The following is a 23507-nucleotide window of genomic DNA, read 5'->3' as shown; positions in this document are numbered from 1 at the left end:
TCCCATGAAGTACAAGATCTCGCACACGACCAAATACTCCTACACCGAGTCGGTTCCGGTTTGCCACAACCAGGTCCACCTCTGCCCACGCGATGGTGTCCAGCAGAAGTGCGAAGAGCACCGACTGTTGATTCATCCCATGCCCGCGGTCCGAGGCCGACGACTCGACTACTTCGGAAACACGATCGACTTCTTTTCGATCCAGGAGGCTCATCACGGACTGACCGTGACCGCGACGAGCCGCGTCAACGTCATGCCCCGGCCGAAGCAGAAGCTGAAGGAATCGCCCGCATGGAGCGAGCTGGCGACGCGCATCAAGACCGTTCGCGAGCCGCGGTTTCTGGATGCCTACCAGCACACCTTTCCCTCGCCGAACATCCCGCAAGTCCCGGCGCTGGCCGACTACGCGAAAACCTCGTTCCCCAAGGGGAGGCCCGTGTTGGAGGGGGTGATGGATTTGACCTCTCGGATCCACGCCGACTTCACCTACGATCCCAAGGCGACGACGATGTACACTCCCATCGAGGAGGCCTTTCGCCAGCGGCACGGCGTCTGTCAGGACTTCGCCCACATCCAGATCTGCTGTCTTCGCTCGATGGGGCTCGCCGCCCGTTACGTCAGCGGCTACCTGCGCACCGTCAGCCCCGAGGGACAACCTCGCCTCGTCGGGGCCGACGCCTCGCATGCGTGGATCTCGGTCTTTTGCGGCGAGAGCGGTTGGATCGACTTCGATCCGACCAACGACGTGATGCCCGACACCGATCACATCACCGTCGCCTGGGGCCGCGACTACAGTGACGTCTGTCCCATCCAGGGAGTCTTCGTCGGCGGGGGCCATCACGGCATGAGTGTCGGCGTCGACGTCCAGCCTGTTGCTTGAACCCCGCGTCGAACCGTTTTCCTTGAGTGACGAGGCGCCAATGGCACCCGATGCCTCGAGCCTGGCGATGCACGAGAACTCCTCCCGGTTCGGTTGATTCGGTATGTCGGGATCCCGTGTCGAGGTCTCGAGGCTGGACCAGCAGAACGGTGTTCGAACGCTCGCCGCCCCGGTTGCGAACGATTGCGAACCGCGGCGTCGCTGCTAGAGTGGATCATGCGAAATCGTCGCAACGGAAGGCCAAGGAGGCGAAATGGCACAAGTATCGGTGGCGACTTGCTGGCCTGATCCCTCGTCCGCGCAGCGAGACGAGCCATCAGTCTCCGCGCAGCAGGACGAGCCATCAGTCTCCGCGCAGCAGGACGAGCCATCAGTCTCCGCGCAGCGAGACGAGCAGCTCGTCGCTTCCGAGGAGCAAGACAGGGAGGCGACGTTGCCCACGAAGCCGGAGAGCCAACCGAATTCCTCCGGGCGGCGACTCTTCCGTTGGCCGCAGCCAACACTCGGGGGCGTCGTTTTCTGGAGCGATGTCTATCTCGAAGGCCCCTGGAGGATTCAGCAGCGTGCGGGAACAGAGCTCTATCAACTGATCGGACCCTACAGCCTCCGCCACGCGAAAGGGACCAAGGAGCAGTGTTTCAAGACGCTTCGCCAACGGGTTGGCGGTTCGGCTCGCGAGAAGGCCGAACGCGACGCGGTCGTCTTGGTCCACGGACTCTCCGACAACCGGCACTCGCTTCGGCTGTTGGCCAAGCATTTGAAACGAAGTGGCTACTCGACGTACAGCTTCGAGTACGCGAGCCAGCATGCTCCGATCGAGGACCATGCCGACCATCTCGCGGAAGTGCTCGCCGGACTGAGCCGGCACCGTCGGATCCACCTCGTCGGCTATAGCATGGGGGGATTGGTCATCCGCAGTTGCCTGGCTCGGCATGACAAGCAACGCGTCGAGCGGGCGGTGCTGGTGGCATGTCCCAATCAGGGAGCGGAGAAGGCCGCGTTCTTTCACCGACGAACCAAGCTCTTCGAGCGCCTCTTCGGCCCGTCGGGCGTCCAACTCGTGCCGGGGAAGGAGGGGATCGCCGCCAAGCTGCCAAGGACGTTGCCCGTCGAGTTCGCCGTCATCGCCGGCGGATCGCCGGGAGGCTGGGGCTATAGTGGTATCGTCTCCGGGAACGATGACTTCACCGTGAGCGTGGAGAGCACGAAGGTCCCGGGAGCGAGTGACTTCGCCTTGGTGTGCGGCATCCATCCGATGCTTTCCTACGCCCCGAGCGTGCGTCGAATGACGGTCAACTTCCTCCGTCATGGCTATCTGCGATCGCGTGCCCGAAGGACGCCACTGCCGCTGGATGGGTAGAGGCGAAGCGGTCGTGTTGTCGGCTTCGAGCAAAGCCTGTCATGCAATCGTCACGGCGACGTGAGGGGAGGGGTAGGTTTCTGCCATGGAACGGCGCCCCCGCGTTGAATATGCTTGCGAAGGAGCGAAGAAAGGGCCTGAACTTCCTTGGGCCTGGTCTTCATCAAGTCGAACTGTTCGCGCGGGTCATTGTTGAGGTTGAAAAGCTTCATTGGCTCGAACGGACTGTTGTGAAGCAGCTTCCAGTTCCCACGCCGAACCGCTTGAATCGTCAGTCCGTCGAACTTGCCCCCTTCGCGGCGCTCCCAGTACAGATCCCTCTGGGGAAATGGCTTCAAGTCACCCTTGAGCACCCCGGCGAACGATTGCCCATCGATGCGGTGCTTGACCGGAACCCCTGCCACCTCGCAGAGGGTGGGAAAGAGATCCATCGTGAGGAAGACTCCGTCGTGGGAGACACCCGGCTTGATGTGACCAGGCCAGGTGACGCTCGCGGGGACGCGCAAGCCCCCCTCGTACATCTCGCCCTTGCAGCCGTGAAGCTTGCCGTTGTTGGCGCCGACGTCGCACTGTCCGCCGTTGTCGGAGGTGAAGACGACGACGGTTCGCTCGTCGATGCCCGCGGACTTGATCGCGTGCAGGACCTCGCCAATCCCCTTGTCGAGATGCTCGATCAGGGCGACGAGTTTGGCCCGCTTGTCGCTGATGCCCGGCTGCTTCTTCTTCACCAGCTTGAGCCAGGAATCCGGGGGCTGGATCGGCGTGTGTGGGGCGTTGTAGGCGAGGTACAGAAAGAAGGGCTCCTGCTTCTTGGCTCGGTCGTTGATGTAGTTGACGGCCCAGGTCGAGAAGATGTCGGTGGCGTGCCCCTTCGGATCAATCTCCGTCTCGTTGAGTCGCATGTAGTTGATGTCGTGACGGAGATGGGTGGTGTAGTCGTCCATCATGTCGCCGAGGTAGCCTTGGAAGAGATCGAAGCCACGCTTGGTGGGAATGTTGGGCGCTTCGAGCCCGAGATGCCATTTGCCGACGATCGCGGTGTGGTAGCCGTTGCGCTTGAGCATCGTGGAGAGGAGCGGCAGGTCGGGCCGCAGGTAGCCCCAGCTATTTTCCGGATGAGTCCGGATAACGCCGGGAACACCCGCGACGGAAGGATAGCAACCGGTCAGCAGCGCCGCCCTAGTTGGCGAGCAGACGGGCGAGTTGGCGTAGAAGTGGTTGAGTTTCATGCCGTTGGCGATCAACCCATCGACGTGAGGCGTTTGTAGGTCCTTGGCCCCCTGGCAGGCTAGATCGCCGTAGCCCAAGTCGTCGACGAGGATGACGACGATGTTGGGGGGCTTGTTGGTCTCCGCGGCTTGGAGAGCGCCGAACCCGAGGAGGGAACAGAGAGCGGTGAGCAAACAAGTGGGCATGGGGGTGTCCTAGTGTCCTGTTCCGACTGGAAGTTGGTGTTGGCGTTCGTGTTGGTGTAACCCTTTGGCACTGGCTGACAAGCAGCCAGTGGCACCCCGGAACTTGGATGGGCCGGTGTCCTAGCAGCCCGTTGATCAATTCGCTGCCGGATACGAACGTCCCTTTTGGCCAATGTCCGCGTCAAAGAAACTCGACGAATCGACGGATTCGCCTGCGTTTCTTCTCCTTGATCTTGGCCAACACGGCTCGTTCTCGCCTTGGCCCGCTTAAATCAACGGACTGTTAGGGCTCTGAACGCACTTGAGACCGAAACTCGTCGAGACGTTGGCGAAGACGCTCGAGTTCCGCTTGCTTGGTTGAGTCATCGATCAAGTTCCGAGTCTCTCCGGGATCGTTCTCGAGGTCGTAGAGTGCCTCGTTGTCTCGCTCTTGTTCTGGATAGAGCATGTACTTCCAACGTTCGTCGCGGACCGCCTCGCTCTTGGGGATGAGGCGATGTTCGAAGAGGTGTTCGTAGTAGAAGTCGGACCGCCAGTTGGGATCGGAGTCGCTCGCGAGCAGAGGGAGCAAGCTTTTCCCCTGCACCACGTCGGGTACTTGTCGCCCCGCGAGCTGGATCATTGTCGGGGCCAAGTCGATGCTGAGGACCAATTCGTCGCGCTTGGTGCCGTGCGTCCTTTCGAGTCTGGGGTCGGCGATGATCAGGGGAATGTGGATCGACAAGTCGTGGGGGAACCATTTGCCCGCGAGTCCGTACTCGCCGAGGTAGAAGCCGTGGTCGGAGGTGTAGATGACCACGGTGTTCTCGGCCGCTCCCATCTCCTCGAGCTGTTTGACGATGCGGCCGACAACCCGATCGATCCCCGCGATGAGCCGGTGGTACGACTTGACCGAATCCTGAAAGCGAGCCGGGCCCCAGAAGCGAACCGCCCATCGCGCCCGTGCCTCGGAGTTCTGCAAGAAGGTCGGCAGGGTGGCGAAGTGCTTGGGCGCGGCCAACGCGGGAACCGGCATCTCCTGGTCGGCGTAGAGGTCCTTCAGCGCGGGATCGTGGGGGAAGGGTTGCGCATGGACGTCACGCGTGTCCTGAACGTGGGGCGCCTTGAAACTGACCGACAGACAGAAGGGTTGGCCTTTCTCGCATCCGCCGAGGAACTCGATGGCTTGATCACCCATGACCGAGGTCAAGTGTCTCGTCTTGCCGTCCTTTTTGAATAGGTACTTGCCCTGGCCGGGAAAGCCCTTGTTGTAGTCGAAGAGATCTTCGGGTGGTTTGCCGACGCCCCACTTGCCGATGAAGCCGGTCCGGTAGCCGGCTTTGCGGAGGACACCGGGGTAGGAGTTCGCCAATTGAGTCGGAGCGAGCTGTTTGCTGAAGTCCCAGATGCCGTGGCGGGAGGCGTACTGGCCGGTCAGGATACAGGCTCGGTTGGTCATGCAGATGGCGGTCGTCACGAAGGCGTCGGTGAAGGTGACGCCGCGGGCCGCCAAGCGATCGATGTTCGGAGTCTGTACCTCCGAGTTGCCCATGCAGCCGAGGGAGTCGGCACGTTGATCGTCGGCGAGCAGAAAGACGATGTTCGGTGGCTGGTTCTCCGCGTGGGCGTTGCTCGCCAGCGAACACGGAACGAAGATCGCGACGAGCAGCAGCAGAGGCCGTGCGTGAGGCATGGTGGAGAAGGCTCCCAGGGCGAGTAACGTTGGTCGCGAGAGGCGTTCCCTCGCGGAGGGGGAACGCCGTGAAGATGGCATGGGGCCGACGCGGCGTGCTCGGGAAGAGCGAATGATTCTCGCACTGGCTGACAAGCAGCCAGTGGCATCCGAAGACACGCGGACGTCTTTCGGCAACCGCTCCACTCTTAACGGGTCGCGGTGCTTTCCGACAGAAAGCTCGTGGCGCGCGACGGCATGGCAGGCTGGTCCAGCGTCACGCGGCGGGCTTGTTCGCTTTTTTTGCCTTGTTCTGCTGCCTATTGGGACGAGGCCGCCTTACCCCTTCGGGATCTTCCTCGGGGACCTTGAGTTCCTCGCGCAGGCGAGTGAGCTCCTTCTTCAGATTGGCGACGACACTTTCGTATTCCTTCTCGCCGTAGACGTTGCGCAGTTCGTTGGGATCCTTCTCCAAGTCGTAGAGTTCCCACTCGCCGATTTGGTAGAAGTAGATCAACTTGTAGCGATCGGTCACGACGCCGTAGTGGCGATGAACGCTGTGGACGGCGGGATACTCGTAGTAGTGGTAGTAGAAGCTCTTGCGCCAGTCCTCGGGTGTCTTGCCCTCGAGCAGCGGCAGCAAGCTACGACCTTGCATGTCCTTGGGAACCTTGACGCCGGCGATGTCGAGGAAGGTCTCCGCGAAGTCGAGGTTGGAGACGATGTCGGTGTTGACGCTTCCCGCCTTGACGACGCCGGGCCAACGAACCAGCAACGGCGTCCGGAGCGATTCCTCGTAGATCCAGCGCTTGTCGAACCAGCCGTGCTCGCCCAGGTAGAAGCCCTGGTCGGAGGAGTAGATGACGATGGTGTTGTCGGCGAGTCCCGACTTATCGAGATAGTCGAGCACGGCGCCGACGCTATCGTCGACCGAAGAGATACAGCGCAGGTAGTCCTTGATGTAGCGCTGATACTTCCAGCGGACGAGCTCGTCCCCTTCGAGGTTGGCCTCCTTGAAGGCTTTGTTCTTCTCGTCGTAGGCCTTGTTCCAGACCTCGAGTTGTTCCGGCGTGAGGTTCTTGGGCGGGACGAGCTTGAGATCGCGCTCGGTCATGGTCTTGGCGATCGACATGTCCTGGGTTTTCGCGGGAGTGCCTCGGTTGGCGTAATCGTCGAAGAGCGTCTCGGGCTCGGGAATCTTCTTGTCGTCGTACTTGTTGAGGTACTTGGGGCCCGGATCCCATTGCCGGTGCGGAGCCTTGTGCTGCATCATCAGCATGAAAGGCTTGTTGGGATCGCGTTTGTCCTTGAGCCACGCGAGCGTCTGCTCGGTGATGATTTCGGTGGTGTAGCCGGTGTGCTTGACGACCTCGCCGTTGGTCTTCATCGGCGGGTTGTAGTAAGGGCCCTGGCCGATGAGGACTTCGTACCAATCGAAGCCAGCGGGATCGGACGCGAGGTGCCATTTGCCGATGACGGCGGTTTGGTAGCCGGCCTTCTGAAGCAGCTTGGGGAAGGTCTGCTGTTTGTTGTCGAAGTAGTTGCCGTTGCGAACAAAGCCGTTGAGATGGCTGTACTTGCCGGTCTGAATGACCGCCCGCGAGGGGCCGCAAATCGAGTTGGTCACGAAGCAGTTCAGGAAGAGCATCCCTTCCCGAGCCAAGCGGTCGATGTTGGGCGTTTCGTTGATCTTCGAGCCGTAGGCGCCAATGGCTTGGTAGGCGTGGTCATCGGCGAACATGAAGATGATGTTCGGGGGCTTGACGGCTTCGGCGGCCGCCAAGGGAGCGACAACCCCCAGGCTCAGAAAGCTTGCGAGACAGAAACAGATTCGGTTCACACCCATTCCCCCTAAAATCTCCGATCAGATGCTGGAAACACGTCGCCGCATGCGCCGTCCACGCGGATCGAACGGGGTTCGTCCCGCCACGCTCGGCCATCCGGCTCAGTGTCGCCTACGGGTTATAATCGATGGCGGTCCGTGCTCGCAACCAAGAAGCCGACAGGAGTTTACGCGGTGAACTTGGGGAAGGAGCCACCCTTGGCGTCGGTGGTTTAGCCGAGCGATTTGGCCCTTCGACGTGCCATTGCCGGGTAGGGGGCCTTTTGATAGACTGATAGGCTCGCGAGTGAGATTGCGCAGCTTCCGCGCCGGGAGCCATTCGCGTCTTGCCGCAGGTCGAGGTTCGATCAACGCGGAACGCTTGATTGGGAGCCCGCCGCGGCGATCCCCAAAACGATTCGTTAGAGAAAGAGAAGGAGTCGTCGCCATGTCGCGTCGATGCCAACTGACCGGTAAGCGAGCCAGTGTCGGCAATCGTGTCTCCCGTCGTGGTAAGGCCAAGTACCTTGGCGGTGTCGGACGCAAGACGACCGGCATCACCCGTCGGAAGTTCAAGCCGAACTTGCAGCGCGTCCGCGCCGTGGTCGATGGCCGCGTGGTCCGCATGACGGTCAGCACGCAGGCGATTCGTATGGGCCTCGTCGAGAAGCCCGTCGTTCGCAAGCCGTTCGAGGTAAAGGAAATCACCGTCTAGAACGGGAGACTATCCTTCGCGGTTTCCGGTGCTGGACCGTGGTGGAGTCTTCGCGGTCCGTGAAATCCGAACCGCGATGTTCGCGCTTGAACGACATCCCTTCTCGTGGTGGCTCCGATCTTCCGTCAACTGGCGGAGATCGGGGCGACAGAAGATCTGTCTGTCCTCACCGGCTGACGATCGGCCGGTGGTACCCTTATTTCTCCGACATCGACGACGCCTTGGATCCCCTCGCGGCATGTCCCACGCTGGATCTATCCTTCGGGATGACGGAGTTCTGGGCGCTTTCGCTACTTCCCTCGCTTGGCGCCAACCTCGCGACATGCCGCCGCGCACGACTCATCCGACTCCCAAATAACGACTCGATCGCAGATGACCCCCAGCGGCTGCAGCAGCTTCGGGCAGACCTCGTCAAGGAGGTAACGCGCCAGGTTCTCGGAGGTTGGGTTGTAGGGAAGTGTGTAGAAGCGTCTGGGGATCGCTTGTTCGAGGAGGTCGATGGCGTTGTCGTCCTTCTCGTAGACCACGAACCCGTGATCCCAGTGTTCGTCGATCCATCCCTTGAGGGTCGTCTTGAGGACGCTGAAGTCGATGACCCGTCCGACACTGTCGACGCCATCTCCGGTGACATAGAACTCGGCGACGTAGTTGTGGCCGTGCAGGTGGGCGCACTTGCCCTCGTGCCCGACCAGGCGATGGCCGGCACAGAACTTGACCCGTCTCATGATGCTCAGCGACACGGTGTTCCCTTCCCCCCCTCGATTGAGATTCCTCGGACACGCGCCGCGAGCGGTCGAGCGGCCGGTCCATCCCCGTGTTGTATCGAGTTGCTCGCCAAGGCTGGAGGGATGGGGGGAGATCTGTTGGTGGTGGGCAGGTCAGGTTACCGGTGGCGAACCGGAGCAGTTGGGCCCCCCGTGGTAGCGCCGGTAGTGTTGCTTGATGACGCGAGAGAGTTCGCGATGATCGATCGGCTTGCTCAAGTAGTCATCGCAGCCGGCGTTCTCGCACTTCTCCCGATCGCCGGCCATGGCGTGAGCCGTGAGTGCGATGATCGGCTCGCGAATGCCGTTGGCGCGGAGGACGCGGGTCGCCTGATAGCCGTCGAGGATGGGCATTTGCATGTCCATGAGGATGACGTCGAACGGCTCGCCGGCCGCGCGAGCCGCGAGCGATGCCTCGACCGCCGCCTGTCCATCGTGGGCAAGGATCACCTTGGCTCCGGCCTTGCGGAGGTGGAAGGAGATGAGCCGCCGGTTGTCGGGGCCATCTTCCGCCAGCAAGATCCGGTAGGAGATGGGCTTCTTCTGTTCGTCGGCAAGATGCCCGCCAGCGACATGGCCTCCGGCGAGTGAGTCCTCGAGAAGCGGGACGCCGTCGAGTCGACCCGCGGGGATCTCGACCGAAAAGGTCGACCCCGATCCAGGTTTGCTCTCGACAGTGATCGTGCCCTGGAGCAAGGTCGTCAGACGCTGGCAGATTGTCAGCCCGAGCCCCGTCCCACCGAAACGCCGACTTGTCGAGGCATCGGCTTGCGAGAAGGGGCTGAAGATGCTGACCTGTTGCTGTGGCGTCAGGCCGATGCCGGTGTCGGCGACATCGAAGCGGATCATTTCCTTGTCGGTGAGCGAGACGCGAAGGACGACCGACCCGGCGTCGGTGAACTTCACCGCGTTGCTGAGCAGGTTGATGAGGATTTGGCGCAAGCGGGTGGCGTCCGACTCGACGACGGCGGGGACGGCCCCCTGGTACTCGGTGGTGAGTCGCAGTCCCTTGGTGTCCGCCCGAATCCTCATCATGGAGACGACTTCGTCGATGAAGCGACGCAGCGGGATCGCCGAACGATCGACGCTCAGCCGGCCCGCCTCGATCTTCGAGAGGTCGAGGATGTCGTTGATGATCTGGACGAGGTGCTCGCCGTTTCGCTTGATCGTGTCGAGGGCATCGAGCCACGTTGGCGAGACCCCCTCGATCCGGGCCTCCTGTAGCACGATATCGGCGAAGCCGAGAATCGCGGTCATCGGGGTTCGGATCTCGTGGCTCATGTTGGCGAGGAACTCGCTTTTGGCCCGGTTGGCGGCTTCGGCTTGTTCTTTCGCGTGGCGCAGCGCCTCCTCGTGGCGTTTGAGCGAATCGATCGAAAGGTGGACCCCCGCGATGCGCCGCGCGTGCCCCTCCTCGTCGGTCTCGATCACGCGCGCCCGGGTCAGCATCCATTGCCAGGCACCCGACTTCGACTTCATGCGAATCTCGACGCTGTAGTCGGGGGCCCGCCCTTCGAGGTTCTCCCGAAGTGTCTCGGTCGCCGCGGGGAGATCCTCGGGGTGGACGAGCTTTTCCCAGGTGCCGTATTCCATCGGCAGTTCGCCGGGCTCGTACTGGAGAATCCGGTACCACTGATCGCTGAAATAGAAGCGGTCGGTTTCGAGATTCCAGTCCCAGAGGCCGACGTTGGAGGCATCGAGCGCGAGCGTGAGCTGCTCTTGGCTGGTGCGAAGCTGCTGCTCCGCCCAGCGGCGATCGGAGATGTCGCGTACGAACGAACAAACAAGTGGCTGGCCGCGGAAGTCGAGGAAGTTCGATTGGACCTCGACGGGAATCCGCTGGCCCGATCGGGTGCGGTAGCTCGACTCGAAGACGTGAACGGGATCGCGTTTGATCGCTTCCCAGTGCTGTGGCCAGCCGTCGCCGGCGAAGGAAGGATCGATATCGCCGATGTGGAGCGACAGGAGCTCTTGGCGGCTGTAGCCCAGGGAGGAACAGGCCGCGTTGTTCGCGTACGCCAAGCGACCGGATTGCTCGGTCCAGAAGATCGCGTCGGCGGCGTGATCGACGGCGAACTGCGTGCGCAGGAGGGAGACTTCCCCCTCTTTCTGGTCGGTGATGTCAACGGCGGTTCCGAGGGTCTGACGCGGGGCGCCGTCGTCGTCGCGAACGAAGACGACGTCGCGCGCCCGAATCCAGCGCCAAGACCCCGAAGCGTGACGGACGCGGTACTCTCCCTCGATCACTTCGTCGTCGAGCGCGTGGCGATGGCGGCCCAGCAACTGTTCGACGTAGGGGTAGTCGTAGGGGTGAACGACGCGCTCGAAGAAGCTCGAGCCGAAGCTTTGAAGCTCCTCTTGGGAGTAGCCGAAGAAGGTGCAGCACTGTTGGTTCGCGTAGATGTTGCGCCGTTCGATGGTGTCGAAGACGTACATCATGTACGGCGTGGCGTTTGCCACGTGATTGATGAAGCGTTCCTTGTCGCGCAGCGTCAACTCAAGATGACGGCGTTCGCTGACATCGCGAATGATGACCAGGCAGAGGGGTGACGGATCGGTGTGGATCCGGCTGATGCTGACGTTGACCAGAAGGGGTTCGTCGTGGGCACGGCGAAGGAGATAGCCTTCGCGGGAATGAAAGATGGTGGTTGTTCGAGCCGCGTGGAGGAGGCGATGGGTTCGGGCTGGTGACTCGGGCTCGATCAGTTCGGTCAAGGCGTGTTGACGCAACTCACGCTTGCGCCAACCCGACATGCGCTGCGCCATGGGGTTGGCTTCCAGGATGCGCAAGTCGACGGGATCAACGATGAAGATCCCATCGTTCATCTCGCGCAAGATGGCGTGAAGTACTTCTTGATGTTGTTGCAACTGCTCCATTTCGCCAACGCTTGCTCGGAAGGGTCGTCATCCGTCGCGAGAAGAGGCTACCACGGATCGACGGGTAGGGGGGGGGGCGGCGATGCCATGCTCCCTCGACGAGGGGGGCGGACGTCCGCCACATCCTCCCCGCGCTGCTCAAGGGTGACGATCGCGCCCAAAGCCCTAGTTAGGCAGCTCCGTCGCTGAAGAAATGCCCGCGTCGCTTCTCTCCAGTCGTGCGTCAGTTCATGATAGGGACGAGGATGCGGCAACAGCACTCTCCCGGCCCCTACTCCTGCCTACTCTACACGATTTCAGTGTGACAACGAATGAACTTACTGCTCCGTTTTGGAATCGCCTCGTGGAATCACCTCTTTGACCCGGAATCCGTGCAAGTTCCACCTCCCACTAGGGGGGGTGCTGTAGCGGGACGCGGGTCGCGTCCGGGACATGAAAGTGTTGGTCGCTCCACCACGAACGGAACGCTCCTCCCCGGATGATGGACCTTTTGGGTCAGTGTTCGGGGACTTGGAGTAGTAGTTTGGCGAGTAGCGGTCGGCGGTCCACTCAAAGGCATTGCCGATCATGTCATACAGCCCGTAGGCATTCGGCTGAAGCAGGCCGACTGGTTTGAGTGTCCCTTTCACGTCACCTACCCAAGCATGGTCCTTGAAATCGTGCCACTTGTTACCCCAGTAGAACTCGTCGGACGAGTTCGCTCGGCAGGCATACTCCCACTCCGCCTCGGTCGGAAGTGCGTACGTCTTGCCCTCCTTCTTGGAGAGCCACTCGCAGAAGGCTTGCGCTTCGTGCCAGTTCACATTGGTCGCGGGACAGTCGTCGGTCAGTTGTTTCGATTTCACCCACCAAGCCATCGGGGTCAACGCGTCGGTGTTCTTTCCCTTGGATAGAGCTTCACTTGTGAAGCCGGTCCGCTCGACGAACTGGCGAAACTGGCCGCGCGTCACCTCGTGAGCGCCGAGATAGAAGGGCTGGCTAATCCGCACGGAGTGCTTCGGGGTCTCCGAGACGACGTACTGATCGCGCTTCTGCTGTTGCTGGGCGTCGATCGGCGGGAGCATTTTCAGCAGTCGTTCCTTGTCCGAATCCTCGCTTCCCATCTGAAAGACGCCGGGGGGGATGAGAATCATCGTCATCCCGATCGAGTTTTTCTTTTCCACCGGAATGTCGAGATGCTTTCGCCAACGATACTGCGTGAAATGGTAGGGCGCCTTCCCTTCCTTCGGTTTCTCCGCCTCGGGTGGGGCTGTCTTGGCCGCGGGAGATGGAGCCGTGGGCTTGTTCGCGGGTTTGTTCGCCGGCGCCGGGACGTTGGCCTGAGGCTTGTTCTTGGCGACCTTCGCCACGTCGTTGCCCGGGTTCGGCGGAGCGACCGAGTTCTCGCGCCTCAACTCCAGCAAGACATCGGCGACGACCGCGATCGCGATCACGGCGACCAACCAGGGCAAGATGCGTTGAAACCGCGACCGAGGAGGAACGAGAACTTCTCCCGTCGAGGTGTCGGAGCGAGTCGTATCGGTCAGGTTCTGTGGACTCGAGGCCGTATCGGCGGCTCCCGGGTTTTCATAGTTGCCAAACGTCGGATTGGGCGACGAGGCCGGCTCGGGGATCGCCGCGAGCGCGGCGTCAAGTTCGCGGGCGAACTCCTCGACACTCGCGAAACGGTCCTCTGGTTCTTCCTGCAGTCCGCGAAGGAGAACGCGATCGACATCCTCGGTGAGCTGCACGCTTCGCGCCGAGGGGGGCTTGAGCACGCCCAAGGGAAGCCGCCCGGTCAACATCTCGTAGGCGACGAAGGCGAGGGAATATTGGTCGGCCCGTTCGTCGACCGGGAGGTGATAGCGTTGTTCGGGAGCGAGGTAGCTCTCGGTTCCGAGAACCGACGTCCCGGTCAGCTCCCCGATCTCGGCCTTCGAGACGGCGATGCCGAAGTCCCCGAGTTTCACCTCGCCTTCGCTGCCGAGCAGGATGTTTTCGGGCTTGAGGTCTCGATAGAGAATGTGTTGCGAATGAAGATAGATGACGGCGTCGGCGATCGCGCGCAGGAGCCGGCGCGACTCCGAGACGGGGAGAAGCCCCTCCTTGGGAAACTTTCGGCGAAGACTGCCGCCGTCGAGGAACTCCATGACGAGGTAGGGGGAGGCGTCGACCATCCCCTGATCGAAGACCGCGACGACATGCTGGTGCGAGAGCTGACCGAGGATGCGGGCCTCACGCTGGAAACGCGTTTGCTGCGACTCCAGGTCGGTCCCCTGGATCGGACGAAGCACCTTGATCGCGACCGAGCGGCCCAGACTATCCTGCTTTGCGAGGAAGACGTCGCCCATGCCGCCGCTGCCAATGGGTCTCAAGATGCGGAAGCCTGGGATGTCCGGAGCACGATCCATGCAGTTGTTGTTCGAGTTCGCGCTATCTGATGACACAGTCGGCCTCGAGACTTTGGTGCGATGGATTCCCAATCATCGAGGAAGCCTCCCTTATGTCGGACCCTCGCGCCGAAGAGATCCCGCAATCGCCCGTCTGTAGGTTCGTCGCGATCGACAGTCAATGATAGCATCGTTTAGCAGACCAGACCGTTGAACAATTCGATGCTGGCTGCGAACGGCCCTCTTGACCAATCTCCGCGTCCCAAATACTTGACGAATTGACGGATTCGCCCGCGTTGTCGCTCCTGGATCTTGGCCGAGACCACCTGTTCTCGCCCAGGCCCGCTTACTTCAACAGCTTGCTGGGACGTGCTTCCGTGCTTGCTCATGGGAGCGCCAAAAGCATGGCACGATCGCGCTTGTCGGAGGACTTGATGGGCTTGCCATGCGGTGACGGCGCGGCGTTCCCTTGATTGTAGTCGACCGAGTCACTGGTCTAGCAGCCCATGGATCGATTCGCTGCCGACTTCGGTTGGCCACGTTGGCGCGAAACGTTGGACTTGCTGAGCCTCGAGCCGACGAGCGACTCTTGAGACAGCTTAGAACTCCATCTCGCGAAACGCCTTCATCCCCACCTTGAGGGGGAAGAGCGTGGCGAAGACTCCAATGCCGAGCGTCGAGACGATGCTGACCGCGAGCCAGAACTGGAACTCGCTCAAGGAGAGGCCGGCCGGGTCCGCGCCTTCGGCGAAGTCGAGCGCCGCGTGGCCTTGCTCGATCGAGAGCGTGATGGCATAGAGGTAGCACGGGAGGACCATGATCGTCACCACGACCAGGATAAAGAGCAGACTGGTGACGAGGTTGAGCGTGCCGCCGAACCCCGCGGCGATCTTCGACGGGTCCGATTGGTTCAGTTCCGGGAAGCGAGCCCCTAAGCCAACCGCGATGCCGGAGATTCCAAAGCAGAGAATCAAGTTCGTGAACAAGTGCAGGCAAAAGAGAAGCCAGCCGATCTTCAGCATAAGTGCGCTGATAATCGTGAGCAGCACCGTCACCATGATTGCCCCGCCCGACGCGAAGGCGAACTTGCCCCAGAGAACCGCGTCCCGCTTGATGGGGGCCAGTCCGAGGATCCAGATTCGCTGCCCCTCGAGGCTGAGCTGCGGAAAAATGAAACGACTGGTGAACGTCGAAACGATCAGCGCGGTGACCGAGAGGTTGAAGAAACTGATCAGGTTTCGCCAGTAGGGACTCTCCGTGTAGTGATTCATCCTCCCCAGGGTCACCAAGTAGAGAATGAGCAGGCACGTGAAGACGAGCACCTGCAACCACTGCACCGGGTCGCGAACAAAGATCCGGATGTCCTTGAGGATCATCACCCGGATCGCCTTGTTCAGAGGAAAGAAGATGGTATCGACGGCCTTCGGCAGCCAACGCGAGCGTGGGCGACGTCGTCCGACGGGGTAGCTGGCGTTGCGATCGTAAGCGTGGCGGTAGAACTGCGAATAGGACGCCGCGGTGACCAGATGCACGAAGAAGGCGTTGGCCAACAACACGAGCAAGTAGAAGAAGGAGACCGAGAGGCCGTTCACGTCGGTCGCCGCCAGAAGCCCCCGGCTGATCCAGTGACTTGGCAGGAACGGGAGGTTACTCACCTGCAATCCGGTCATCAGCCGGTGAAGCCAAGCGCGGGAGATCGGCTGCGTCTCGATCAAGTACCAGGCGCGGACGCCGATGATCGCCACGATCACGATGACGAACAGGATGAGCGCGGCGAGGACTTCCTTTTTGCGTCGCGGCATCAGTAGCGTGACGAAGAGGCAGATCAACGCCCCGACCGAACCGGGAATCAGCGCGAAGGAGACGAAGAACGGCAGCGAGAGTACGTAGAACATCAGCGGCGCGTGCGTGATGACCCCGTAGGCGATCATTAGCGGGCTGCCGAGTAGAACGAAGCCCCAGCAGCTAAAGACCATCGATTCCTGGAACTTGTACGCGAAGATCATGTCGGGCGGGACCGGACTGATCAGTAAGTAGCGGGATTCCTCCGAGGCGAATAACCCCGCGAAGAGGATGATGCCGGCGGAGAAGACCAGCATCACCAGCAGCGACCCAAAGAAGAGTCCGAAGAGCAGTTCGACCAGGTAGCCGCTGATGAGCCGATGGCGATACAGGAAGCCGAAGGCGTCCATGAAGAGAAAGTAGAGCCCGATCCAGAAGACGATGCTGAAGATGACCACCAGCATCGAGCGGAATCGGGACCGAGTGAACTTCAGGATCAAGTCATTGCGAAACGACAGCCAGCGCAGGCGTCGAAGACCATCCGACGTGCGCAGGGGCGTCGTGAAAGGGATCGCGGTCGCTTCGCTCATTCTTCCGCCTCCGCGGTCACTTGGAGGAAGAACTCCTCAAGGGACAAACCATCCGCGCCGGCGTAGCGCAGTTCCTCGAGCGTCCCGAGACGAACGAGCCGGCCGTGGTTGATGATGCCGATCCGGTCGGCCAACTCCTCGGCGATGTTGAGCGTATGCGTCGACATGAAGACTGTCGTGCCTTCGTTGGTGATCCGGCGCAGGAGATCCTTGACGATGCGGGTACTGCGGGGATCCAGCCCGACCATGGGCTCGTCGACGATGAGGACGCGCGGTCGATGGAGCAGGGCGGCGGCGAAGACGAGCCGTTGGCGCATCCCGTGCGAATAGGTCTCGGCCAAGTCGTCGACGTAGTGCGTCATCTCGAAGGTTTCAATGAGCTCTTCGCCGTACTCGGCCGCTTGCTCGGGGCTGATGCCGTAGATGTCGGCGGTGAACTGCATGAAATCGCGACCGGTCAGCTTGTCGTAGAGGTAGGGCTGATCGGGGACGAAACTAATGCTTCGTCGCGCGTCGATCGACGGACTCGACATGTCGAATCCCGCGACGTGGACGTGCCCGATGGTCGGCCGGAGCAGCCCGGTGATCATCTTGATCGTGGTGGTTTTTCCCGCCCCGTTGGGTCCGAGGCACGCGAACAGCTCCCCTTCAGGAATCTCGAGCGTCAGTTCGTGAACGGCACGCTTACTCCCGTAGTCCTTGGAAACGTGATCGATTTGAATGGCAATGCCGGCACCGTTGGCCATCAGGTTTGTCTTCCCCCCCATCCAACGTCAGTCGAACTCGTCTCCCCGTGATCCGAACCTGGGATCCTTCCTCCAGGGGAGGACGAACCCGAGGACTTCACGGGGACGACGTCAGTAACCCCGGCCCCTCGTGGCTGGGATCTCGGCCCGGCAAGGAGCGAGCGTTCACTCCCGGCGCCTTGGGATCCGAAACGGAAACGACGACACCGCTCGCCACAACGTGGTCCCAGTTCAAGCGGTGTCATCAGCATTCATCGCGATCGGTCTCGTCGAAACCGTTCGTGGCGGCCTCGACTCGCGATTGCCCCGGAGCGATCGATCCCTCGCACCCCGATGTTCGCGGGTGCTCGCCCATCGGGCCAATGGCGGTTCCCTACCAACTTACCCGCACTCGCGGGGATTCGTTGTCAGAATCTTGTTCTCAATCTCCACCACCGGCGGAGCGATCCGAGTGACTTGCGCTGAATCCGAAGGCGTCGACGTCGTTGCCGCGTTGCCCGCGGGCTCGAACGTCTCCTCAACGCCCCTGGTAGGATTACAGCATTTGTCTACCTCTGCAACAAGCTTGACGGCGCCAATTATGCTTGCGGCTTAGCAGTCAGTATACGCAACAAATTTCGGTCGCCGCAATCGGCTCTCCCGACAATTGCGAAGGTAGCCCAATTCCCCGCCCATCTCCTCGGGTGGGCGCCCACGTGCCGAAGGGACCTCGCTTCCCCTCCCCACCGATCGAGATGGCCGGTCGCGAGTGGGCGTCGCTCACTCGAGTTCGTGCATCACCGGATCGAGACGAAGCGTGAGGCCCCCCGCGATCGCGAGCTTGTGTTGGAAGACCTTCCCGTCGCTGGTTCGCGCCCACGACTGCGCGGCCATCGGCCCGTGGCGATGCTCGATCAGGAAACAACGAATCAGGTGGTCGCCCCAGTGGAGGTCGTCGACCTTGACCACCTCGTTGGTCACGACGTCGATCGAAGGTCCCGAGCCGCCCAGCAGCGTCCCCGTCCCCATGAGCGCCGACATCGGGTTGACCGTTCGGGTCACCCACGTCTTGCCGATCCGCAAGTTCGGCCAACTGTGGACCTGACCGAAGGGGTCGAACATCAGCGACTCCGGATCGATCGGCATGCTGACTTCGTCGGAGAAGGTCGGCAGGCCCGTCGTGCGAAAGACGATCTCGTTGCCTTTGACTTGGCCGTAGATGCTGACGCGTAGCTGCGTCCCCTCGACTTCCAGGTCGATCTCGACGCTGCGAAGACGTCCGAGGGAACTGACGTTGAAAGTGCTTTCGATGAGGAGCTGGGTCTCGGCCTGTTCGTCCCCGAAGATCGAGGTGCTCAGGCTGGTCCGGCTCTTCATGCCGTAGCTGCCGTCGGGCTTTGGCGAGATCACGTTGGTGACCGAGCCGATGTGATCGCCGTCCATCTCGACGAGCCAGTGCGTCGGCTCGGCGACGGCGCGGGTGGTCAGCACCGTTCGATAGTCGAAGTCGCCGAAACCCAAACGGGGCATGACGTCCCGGTTGAACAACCAAACCGTCATCATCACCCAGAAAACGACGATCGCCCAACGCGCCCATGGCTGCGGCATGGCAATGTCTCCTACAACGTCAAAGGGTTGCGACGGAAGGTCGCAACGGAGAAACACCGTTCAGAGTTGATTTCACAAACCCCAGAATAGCGAGAATGTTTCGCGGAGACCAGCGTGCATCTGATGGCTAATTGAGATCGGTGGAAGAATCACGGAGCGGGGATCCGCGCTGACGGTCGCTCGGCCCATCCCGTCGCGTCGTCCCGAGACGCGACCAATGGCACCCAAGAGGGAGTCCAAGAGATCTCTTGAGCAAGGTCGTGAACCAATTCGACCGCTAGACCGAGGCGCCCATTGGCTCCGCGGGTAGATGTTCATGCTCATCAGGAGTGACCATGTCCGTGACGCGAGTGCACGTCTGGTAGAAGATCGGGACCATGATCAGCACCCAAATTGTTCCGAGCATCAACCCGAACGAAACGCTTACCGCCATCGGGATCAGAATCTGAGCCTGAATCGAGCGTTCAAGTAGGATCGGAAGCAGCCCGGCAACGGTCGTGATCGACGTCAGCAGGATCGGCCGAACGCGGCGCCGACCCGCGTCGAGAAGGGCCTCACGCATCGTCATGCCCCCCTCCCGCCGGTGGTTGATGAAGTCGATCAGCACGATCGAGTCGTTGACCACCACGCCGGCCAAGGCCACCATGCCGAAGAGGCTGAACATCGTGATCGGCAGTCCGAGGCACAAATGGCCGAGAATCGCGCCGATGGCCCCGAAGGGAATGACCGCCATGACGATCGCCGGTTGCGTGTAGGAACGAAATTCGAGTGTCAGGAGCGAGAACATCACAAACGCGGCGATGAGAAAACCGATCATCAGGCTCGCGATCGACTCGTCGCTCTGCTGTTGCTGTCCCTCCCAACGGACGCCCATGCCAGGGAATTCCTCGAAGAGCCCCGGCATGAACGATTTCTTAAGGTCCGCGACGACCTCACTGGCGTTGGCGGTGTCCTCGTCGACGTCCGCGGTGATCGTGATGGCTCGAAGCTGGTCGATGCGCGAAATCGCGGCGGGTCCCCGATCGACCTTGACGTCGGCAAGGGCTTGCAGTGGAATCTCGTCTCCCTCGTCGGTCCGGACGCGAATCTCCTCGAAGTTGGCCAGCGATTCGCGTTCCTCCTTCGGATAGCGGACCATGAGCTTGATCTCGTGACGGCCGCGCTGCAGACGCATGACCTCATCGCCGTAGTAGGTCGCGCGGACGGTGTCGGCGAGATCGGCCATCTGCTGGCCCATCATTTTCGCGTCCTCGCGGACGTTGAGTTGCAGTTCCCACTTACCCGGTTCGTAGCTGTCGGCCACGTCGAAGACGCCGGGGTAGCTTCGCAAGCGTTCCTTCACCTTGTTGGCGGCGGCGTCGAGACGATCGAGGTCCTCGCCGACCAGTTTGAACTCAATCGGTTGGCCACCAGGGCCGATCCGTGGTCCCCCAAAGGTCACCTTCTCGGCGCCCGCGACCTCGCCGAGGGCTTCGCGCCACTTGCGGATGATTTCGGTGCTCTTCACTTGGCGTTCGTCGGACGGAATCATGTCCATCGTCACTTGGCCGACGTGCCCCCCGCTGCGGTCCTCCCAGTTGCCGTCTTGGCCACGGACGTCGCCGACCGAGCGGAAGATCGTGTTGAGGATCGGCGTGCCGGCCGCTTCGTAGTCCGCGACGACGTGCCGAGCCGCCTCCTCCATGCGCTGCGTCGCTCGGTCGAGAACCTCCTTGGGCGTGCCGTTGGGGTAGACGATCTTCCCGACGATCGTGTCCATGTCGAGGGTCGGGAAGACCGACCAGGGCGTGAACCCGCCGACAACCAGTCCGAAGGAGAGAACGAGCATCGATAGGGCCGAGCTGATCGCCAGCGCGGGCCGGTTTAGGCCCCACTGGAGGGACGGCAAGTAATAGTGCTCCACGAACCACTCGAGACCGCGCGAGACATAGCCACGGGCTCGGTTGAACGCGAACAGGAAGGCTTCAACCAGGAGACGAAGCGGGTTGCGCGACCCAAGCCAACGCCGATACCAGCTCGTCTCCGGCGACGAGGAGTGCCGCAAGTGGCAGGGAAGCACGAACAGGCTCTCGAGAATCGAGATCGCCAGCATCGAGATCACCGCCATCGGCATCACCGCGATGAACTTGCCCATCACGCCCGAAACACACAGGAGCGGAACAAAGGCGATGATCGTCGTCGTCACCGACGCAATAACCGAGGGGCCGACTTCCACCGTGCCGTCGATGGCCGCTTTCATCGCCGGTTTGCCCATCTGGCGATGCTTGTAGACGTTCTCGCCCACGACGATCGCGTCGTCGACCACGATCCCCAGCGCCAGCACGAAGGCGAACATCGAGATCATGTTGAGCGTGGCGCCCGAGAAATACATCACGGCGCAGGTGCCGAAGACCGCGATCGGAATCCCGAGCGCGACCCAGAACGCCAAGCGAATTTCGAGAAAGAGCGCCAGGACGATGAAGACGAGGATCAGGCCCGAGATGCCGCTGCGCGTAAGGAGGTCGAGGCGGTCGCGGACCATGCGCCACTCGCTGCCCCAAACCCGCAACTCGTAGCCGGGAGGCATCACCTTGGTCGCGGCATAGTCGTTGACCGCTTGGACAATCTCCAGCAGGTCTTCTTTGTCGGTCTTGTTGACGACCATCACCATGCCCGGTTGGCCATCGACCTCGCTGATGATCGGCTGGTCCTCGAACCCGTCGCGGACGGTGCCCAGATCGCCGACGCGCAGCACCGCGCCATTGGGTTGGGTCAGGATGGGGATTTCCGCGATCTTTTTGCCGGTAAGGTACTTGTTCTTGCCCCGGACCAGGTAGGTGGTCGAGCGGGTCTGGATGTTGCCGGCGGGGACTTCGAGGTTCTCCTTGCGAATGATCTCGGCGACCTGCTGGAGGGTCAACTCGTGGGCGCGGAGTGTCTCCTCGGAGATCTCGACGTCGATCTGGTAGGGCCGGACCGCCTGGAGATCGACGTTGGTGATCGTCGGGATTTGCAGCAGTTCGTTGCGAACATCTTCGGTGATCTGGCGGAGCTTCCACTCCATCTCGGGATCGTCGCGATCGCCGCCGATGACCGAGAGACGGATCGCGGGAGATCGCAGGGTGACCTGTTTGATCTCGGGATCCTCGGCCGTTTCCGGAAAACTCGGGATCCGGTCGACTTCCGAGCGGATGTCATTGACGACCGTTTGGACGTCGCGAGCGTTGGGGTCGATCTCGGCGATGCCGAAACCCGAGCCCTCCCGTGAGACGGTCTCGAGTTTCTTGATTCCCTCGATGCCGCGGATCGCCTCCTCGATCTTGAGGCAGATCCCCTCCTCGACTTCCGCCGGGCTCGCTCCCGGGTAGACGACCGTGATTAGGACGTAGTCGAGTTCGAACTGGGGAAACGACTCACGCCGAAGCGTAAAGGCGCACAATGCCCCCACACCCAGCACCGCCACCATCAACGTGTTCATGGCGGGGCTGTTGTTGACTGCCCACGTGACTATCTTTTTCATCGTCGGTGCTGTTCCCGGACCTTGATGCCATCACTGGCCACGGCCAAAGGCGACACGACGACGCGATCTCCCACTTGGAGCCCGTCATCGGACGCTCGAACAAAGACGTGATCCTCGAATATGCGTGCGACCGAGGCTTGCACCACCCGCAACGCACCGTCGTCGACAAGCCACACGACATTGCCTGGCTTGAGGGCGACGTAGGGGATGCGAACCAAGGGTGTTGAGGGAATGACGTGTAGCTCGACCGAGACGAACATTCCCGGAATGAGCATGGGAGGTCCCCCCGCCGACGTTTCCGAACGGGGTTGGGCGACTTCCACCAAACAGGGAATGGTTCGCGTCTTCTGGTCGAAGCCCGCGCCGAGGAACTTGCCGAGTTCGCCGTTCCACGTGTAGGTCCGACTGCCGACCCGATAGCTGACGGTCGCCGAAATCGGCGGGGCCTCGTGAAGCTGATCGACCTCGATCTGCCCGTCGGGACCGGGGTCTACCGACCCCCAAATCCACGTCAGGTCCTCGGGACGGAGTTGGCACTCGATCTCCACCGCCGACGTGTCGCGAATCATCGCGAGTTTCGTCCCCGGCTGGACGAAGCCGTTCTCCTCGACCGACTCCTCCGTGATAACCCCATCGATGGGGGCGTGGATGGTAGTGTGTTCGAGGTCGATTCGGGCCAGCTCGAGCCGCGCTTCGATCAGTTCGATTTGGGCGTCGAGGCCTTCGCGGCGCGCGTCGACGAGACGCAACTCGTTGGTTAGCGACTGGACCGAGTTGCGTGCCTTGAAGAACGAACTGACCGACTGATCGCGCTCGGACTCCGAGGCCGCCTTGCGTTTGAAGAGAAGTTCGAGCCGTTCGCGCTCCCGGGCCGCGATCTCCCGATCGCCTTCGGAGATTTCGAGCATCGCTTTGGCGTTGGCTTCTTCGACGTCGAGTCTCGTCCGATTGACTCTCGCTTGGGAGAGTTCGGCCCGGAGTCGTCGAATCTCGAGTTCGTAGGGTCGGGGATCGATCTTGAGGAGCAGCGTGCCCTTGGTGATGAAGTTGCCGACGTCGCATTCGTCGGACTTGTGAATCACGCGCCCGGGGACTTCCGCGCCGAGGGTCACGATCCGTTTGGGAACGACGTTCCCGTGGAGTTTGATCGCGAAACTGCTGGGGGCGGCTTCGACCTCGAGTGTTTCGACCAGGGGATCGGCGACGACCGATTCCTCGCGAGCGGGTGCCGCCTTGAGGGACGCGAGGGTCCAGAAGCCCGCGACCCCCGCAAGGAGCACCACCGCGGGGAGCGCGGCGCCGAGGAGAGTCGATAGCCAACCGGTGGGCTTTCGTTCTGACATGGAATTGGTGTCCTCGCCTGAGGAATCGAGAGTTGTGTTGCCCTAACGATGGAACGTCGGTTTGGCGCCCCAATCGACAGCTTCTGTCAACGGTTCGCGCGGGACGG

General features: G+C 61.6%; 14 protein-coding genes. 3 read left to right on the top strand and 11 right to left on the bottom strand.

The features are described from left to right. Window positions 1-4: 4 nt before the first annotated feature. Window positions 5-880, top strand: a complete 876-nt coding sequence (locus Pan216_RS25475) for a transglutaminase family protein (protein ID WP_145262651.1) — start codon at window positions 5-7, stop codon at window positions 878-880. 253 nt (window positions 881-1133) lie between these two features. Further along, a complete protein-coding gene (locus Pan216_RS25470; protein WP_145262649.1) occupies window positions 1134-2240 on the top strand; it encodes an esterase/lipase family protein in 1107 nt (368 codons plus the stop codon). Window positions 2241-2290: 50 nt separating this feature from the next. On the opposite strand, the gene Pan216_RS25465 is transcribed toward Pan216_RS25470, so the two are convergent. The 3 genes from Pan216_RS25465 to Pan216_RS25455 all read right to left on the bottom strand — a co-directional run bounded on the left by Pan216_RS25465 (window position 2291) and on the right by Pan216_RS25455 (window position 7152). Further along, window positions 2291-3655, bottom strand: coding sequence for a sulfatase family protein (locus Pan216_RS25465; protein ID WP_145262647.1), 1365 nt, complete (start codon window positions 3653-3655; stop codon window positions 2291-2293). 283 nt (window positions 3656-3938) lie between these two features. Continuing rightward, window positions 3939-5327, bottom strand: coding sequence for a sulfatase family protein (locus tag Pan216_RS25460; protein ID WP_419192990.1), 1389 nt, complete (start codon window positions 5325-5327; stop codon window positions 3939-3941). Between the two features lie 256 nt (window positions 5328-5583). Continuing rightward, window positions 5584-7152 carry a sulfatase family protein gene (locus Pan216_RS25455; protein ID WP_145262643.1) on the bottom strand — a complete coding sequence of 523 codons (1569 nt, stop codon included), beginning with the start codon at window positions 7150-7152 and terminating at the stop codon, window positions 5584-5586. 424 nt (window positions 7153-7576) lie between these two features. Between Pan216_RS25455 and rpmB the strand changes: the two genes are divergently transcribed. Continuing rightward, a complete protein-coding gene (gene rpmB, locus Pan216_RS25450) occupies window positions 7577-7843 on the top strand; it encodes a 50S ribosomal protein L28 (protein WP_145262641.1) in 267 nt (88 codons plus the stop codon). 290 nt (window positions 7844-8133) lie between these two features. Here rpmB and Pan216_RS25445 read toward each other — a convergent pair whose 3' ends face one another. The 8 genes from Pan216_RS25445 to Pan216_RS25410 form a co-directional block, all read right to left on the bottom strand. Then, window positions 8134-8583: a 6-pyruvoyl trahydropterin synthase family protein gene (locus tag Pan216_RS25445; RefSeq protein WP_419192989.1), complete on the bottom strand. Its 450-nt coding sequence runs from the start codon at window positions 8581-8583 to the stop codon at window positions 8134-8136. A gap of 138 nt (window positions 8584-8721) precedes the next feature. Continuing rightward, window positions 8722-11475, bottom strand: coding sequence for a PAS domain S-box protein (locus tag Pan216_RS25440; protein ID WP_419192988.1), 2754 nt, complete (start codon window positions 11473-11475; stop codon window positions 8722-8724). A 326-nt stretch (window positions 11476-11801) separates the two neighbouring features. After that, a complete protein-coding gene (locus Pan216_RS25435; RefSeq protein WP_145262637.1) occupies window positions 11802-13874 on the bottom strand; it encodes a bifunctional serine/threonine-protein kinase/formylglycine-generating enzyme family protein in 2073 nt (690 codons plus the stop codon). A gap of 578 nt (window positions 13875-14452) precedes the next feature. Then, a complete protein-coding gene (locus tag Pan216_RS25430; protein WP_145262635.1) occupies window positions 14453-16225 on the bottom strand; it encodes a putative ABC transporter permease subunit in 1773 nt (590 codons plus the stop codon). After that, entirely contained in the window at window positions 16222-16971 is a 750-nt protein-coding gene (locus tag Pan216_RS25425) for an ABC transporter ATP-binding protein (RefSeq protein ID WP_145262633.1), read from the bottom strand. Before Pan216_RS25425 ends, Pan216_RS25430 begins: the two co-directional genes overlap by 4 nt. A gap of 759 nt (window positions 16972-17730) precedes the next feature. After that, window positions 17731-18558 (bottom strand): hypothetical protein, encoded by an 828-nt coding sequence (locus Pan216_RS25420; RefSeq protein ID WP_145262631.1) that lies wholly within the window; start codon window positions 18556-18558, stop codon window positions 17731-17733. A 277-nt stretch (window positions 18559-18835) separates the two neighbouring features. Beyond that, window positions 18836-22057 (bottom strand): efflux RND transporter permease subunit, encoded by a 3222-nt coding sequence (locus Pan216_RS25415; RefSeq protein WP_145262629.1) that lies wholly within the window; start codon window positions 22055-22057, stop codon window positions 18836-18838. Continuing rightward, a complete protein-coding gene (locus tag Pan216_RS25410) occupies window positions 22054-23400 on the bottom strand; it encodes an efflux RND transporter periplasmic adaptor subunit (protein ID WP_145262627.1) in 1347 nt (448 codons plus the stop codon). The genes Pan216_RS25415 and Pan216_RS25410 overlap by 4 nt, the downstream gene beginning before the upstream one ends. Window positions 23401-23507 lie beyond the last annotated feature (107 nt).

Source organism: Kolteria novifilia (assembly GCA_007748055.1).
Lineage (GTDB): Bacteria > Planctomycetota > Planctomycetia > Kolteriales > Kolteriaceae > Kolteria > Kolteria novifilia.
The sequence above is the reverse complement of the archived record's forward strand: the minus strand, read 5'-3'. Positions and strand labels throughout refer to the sequence as shown.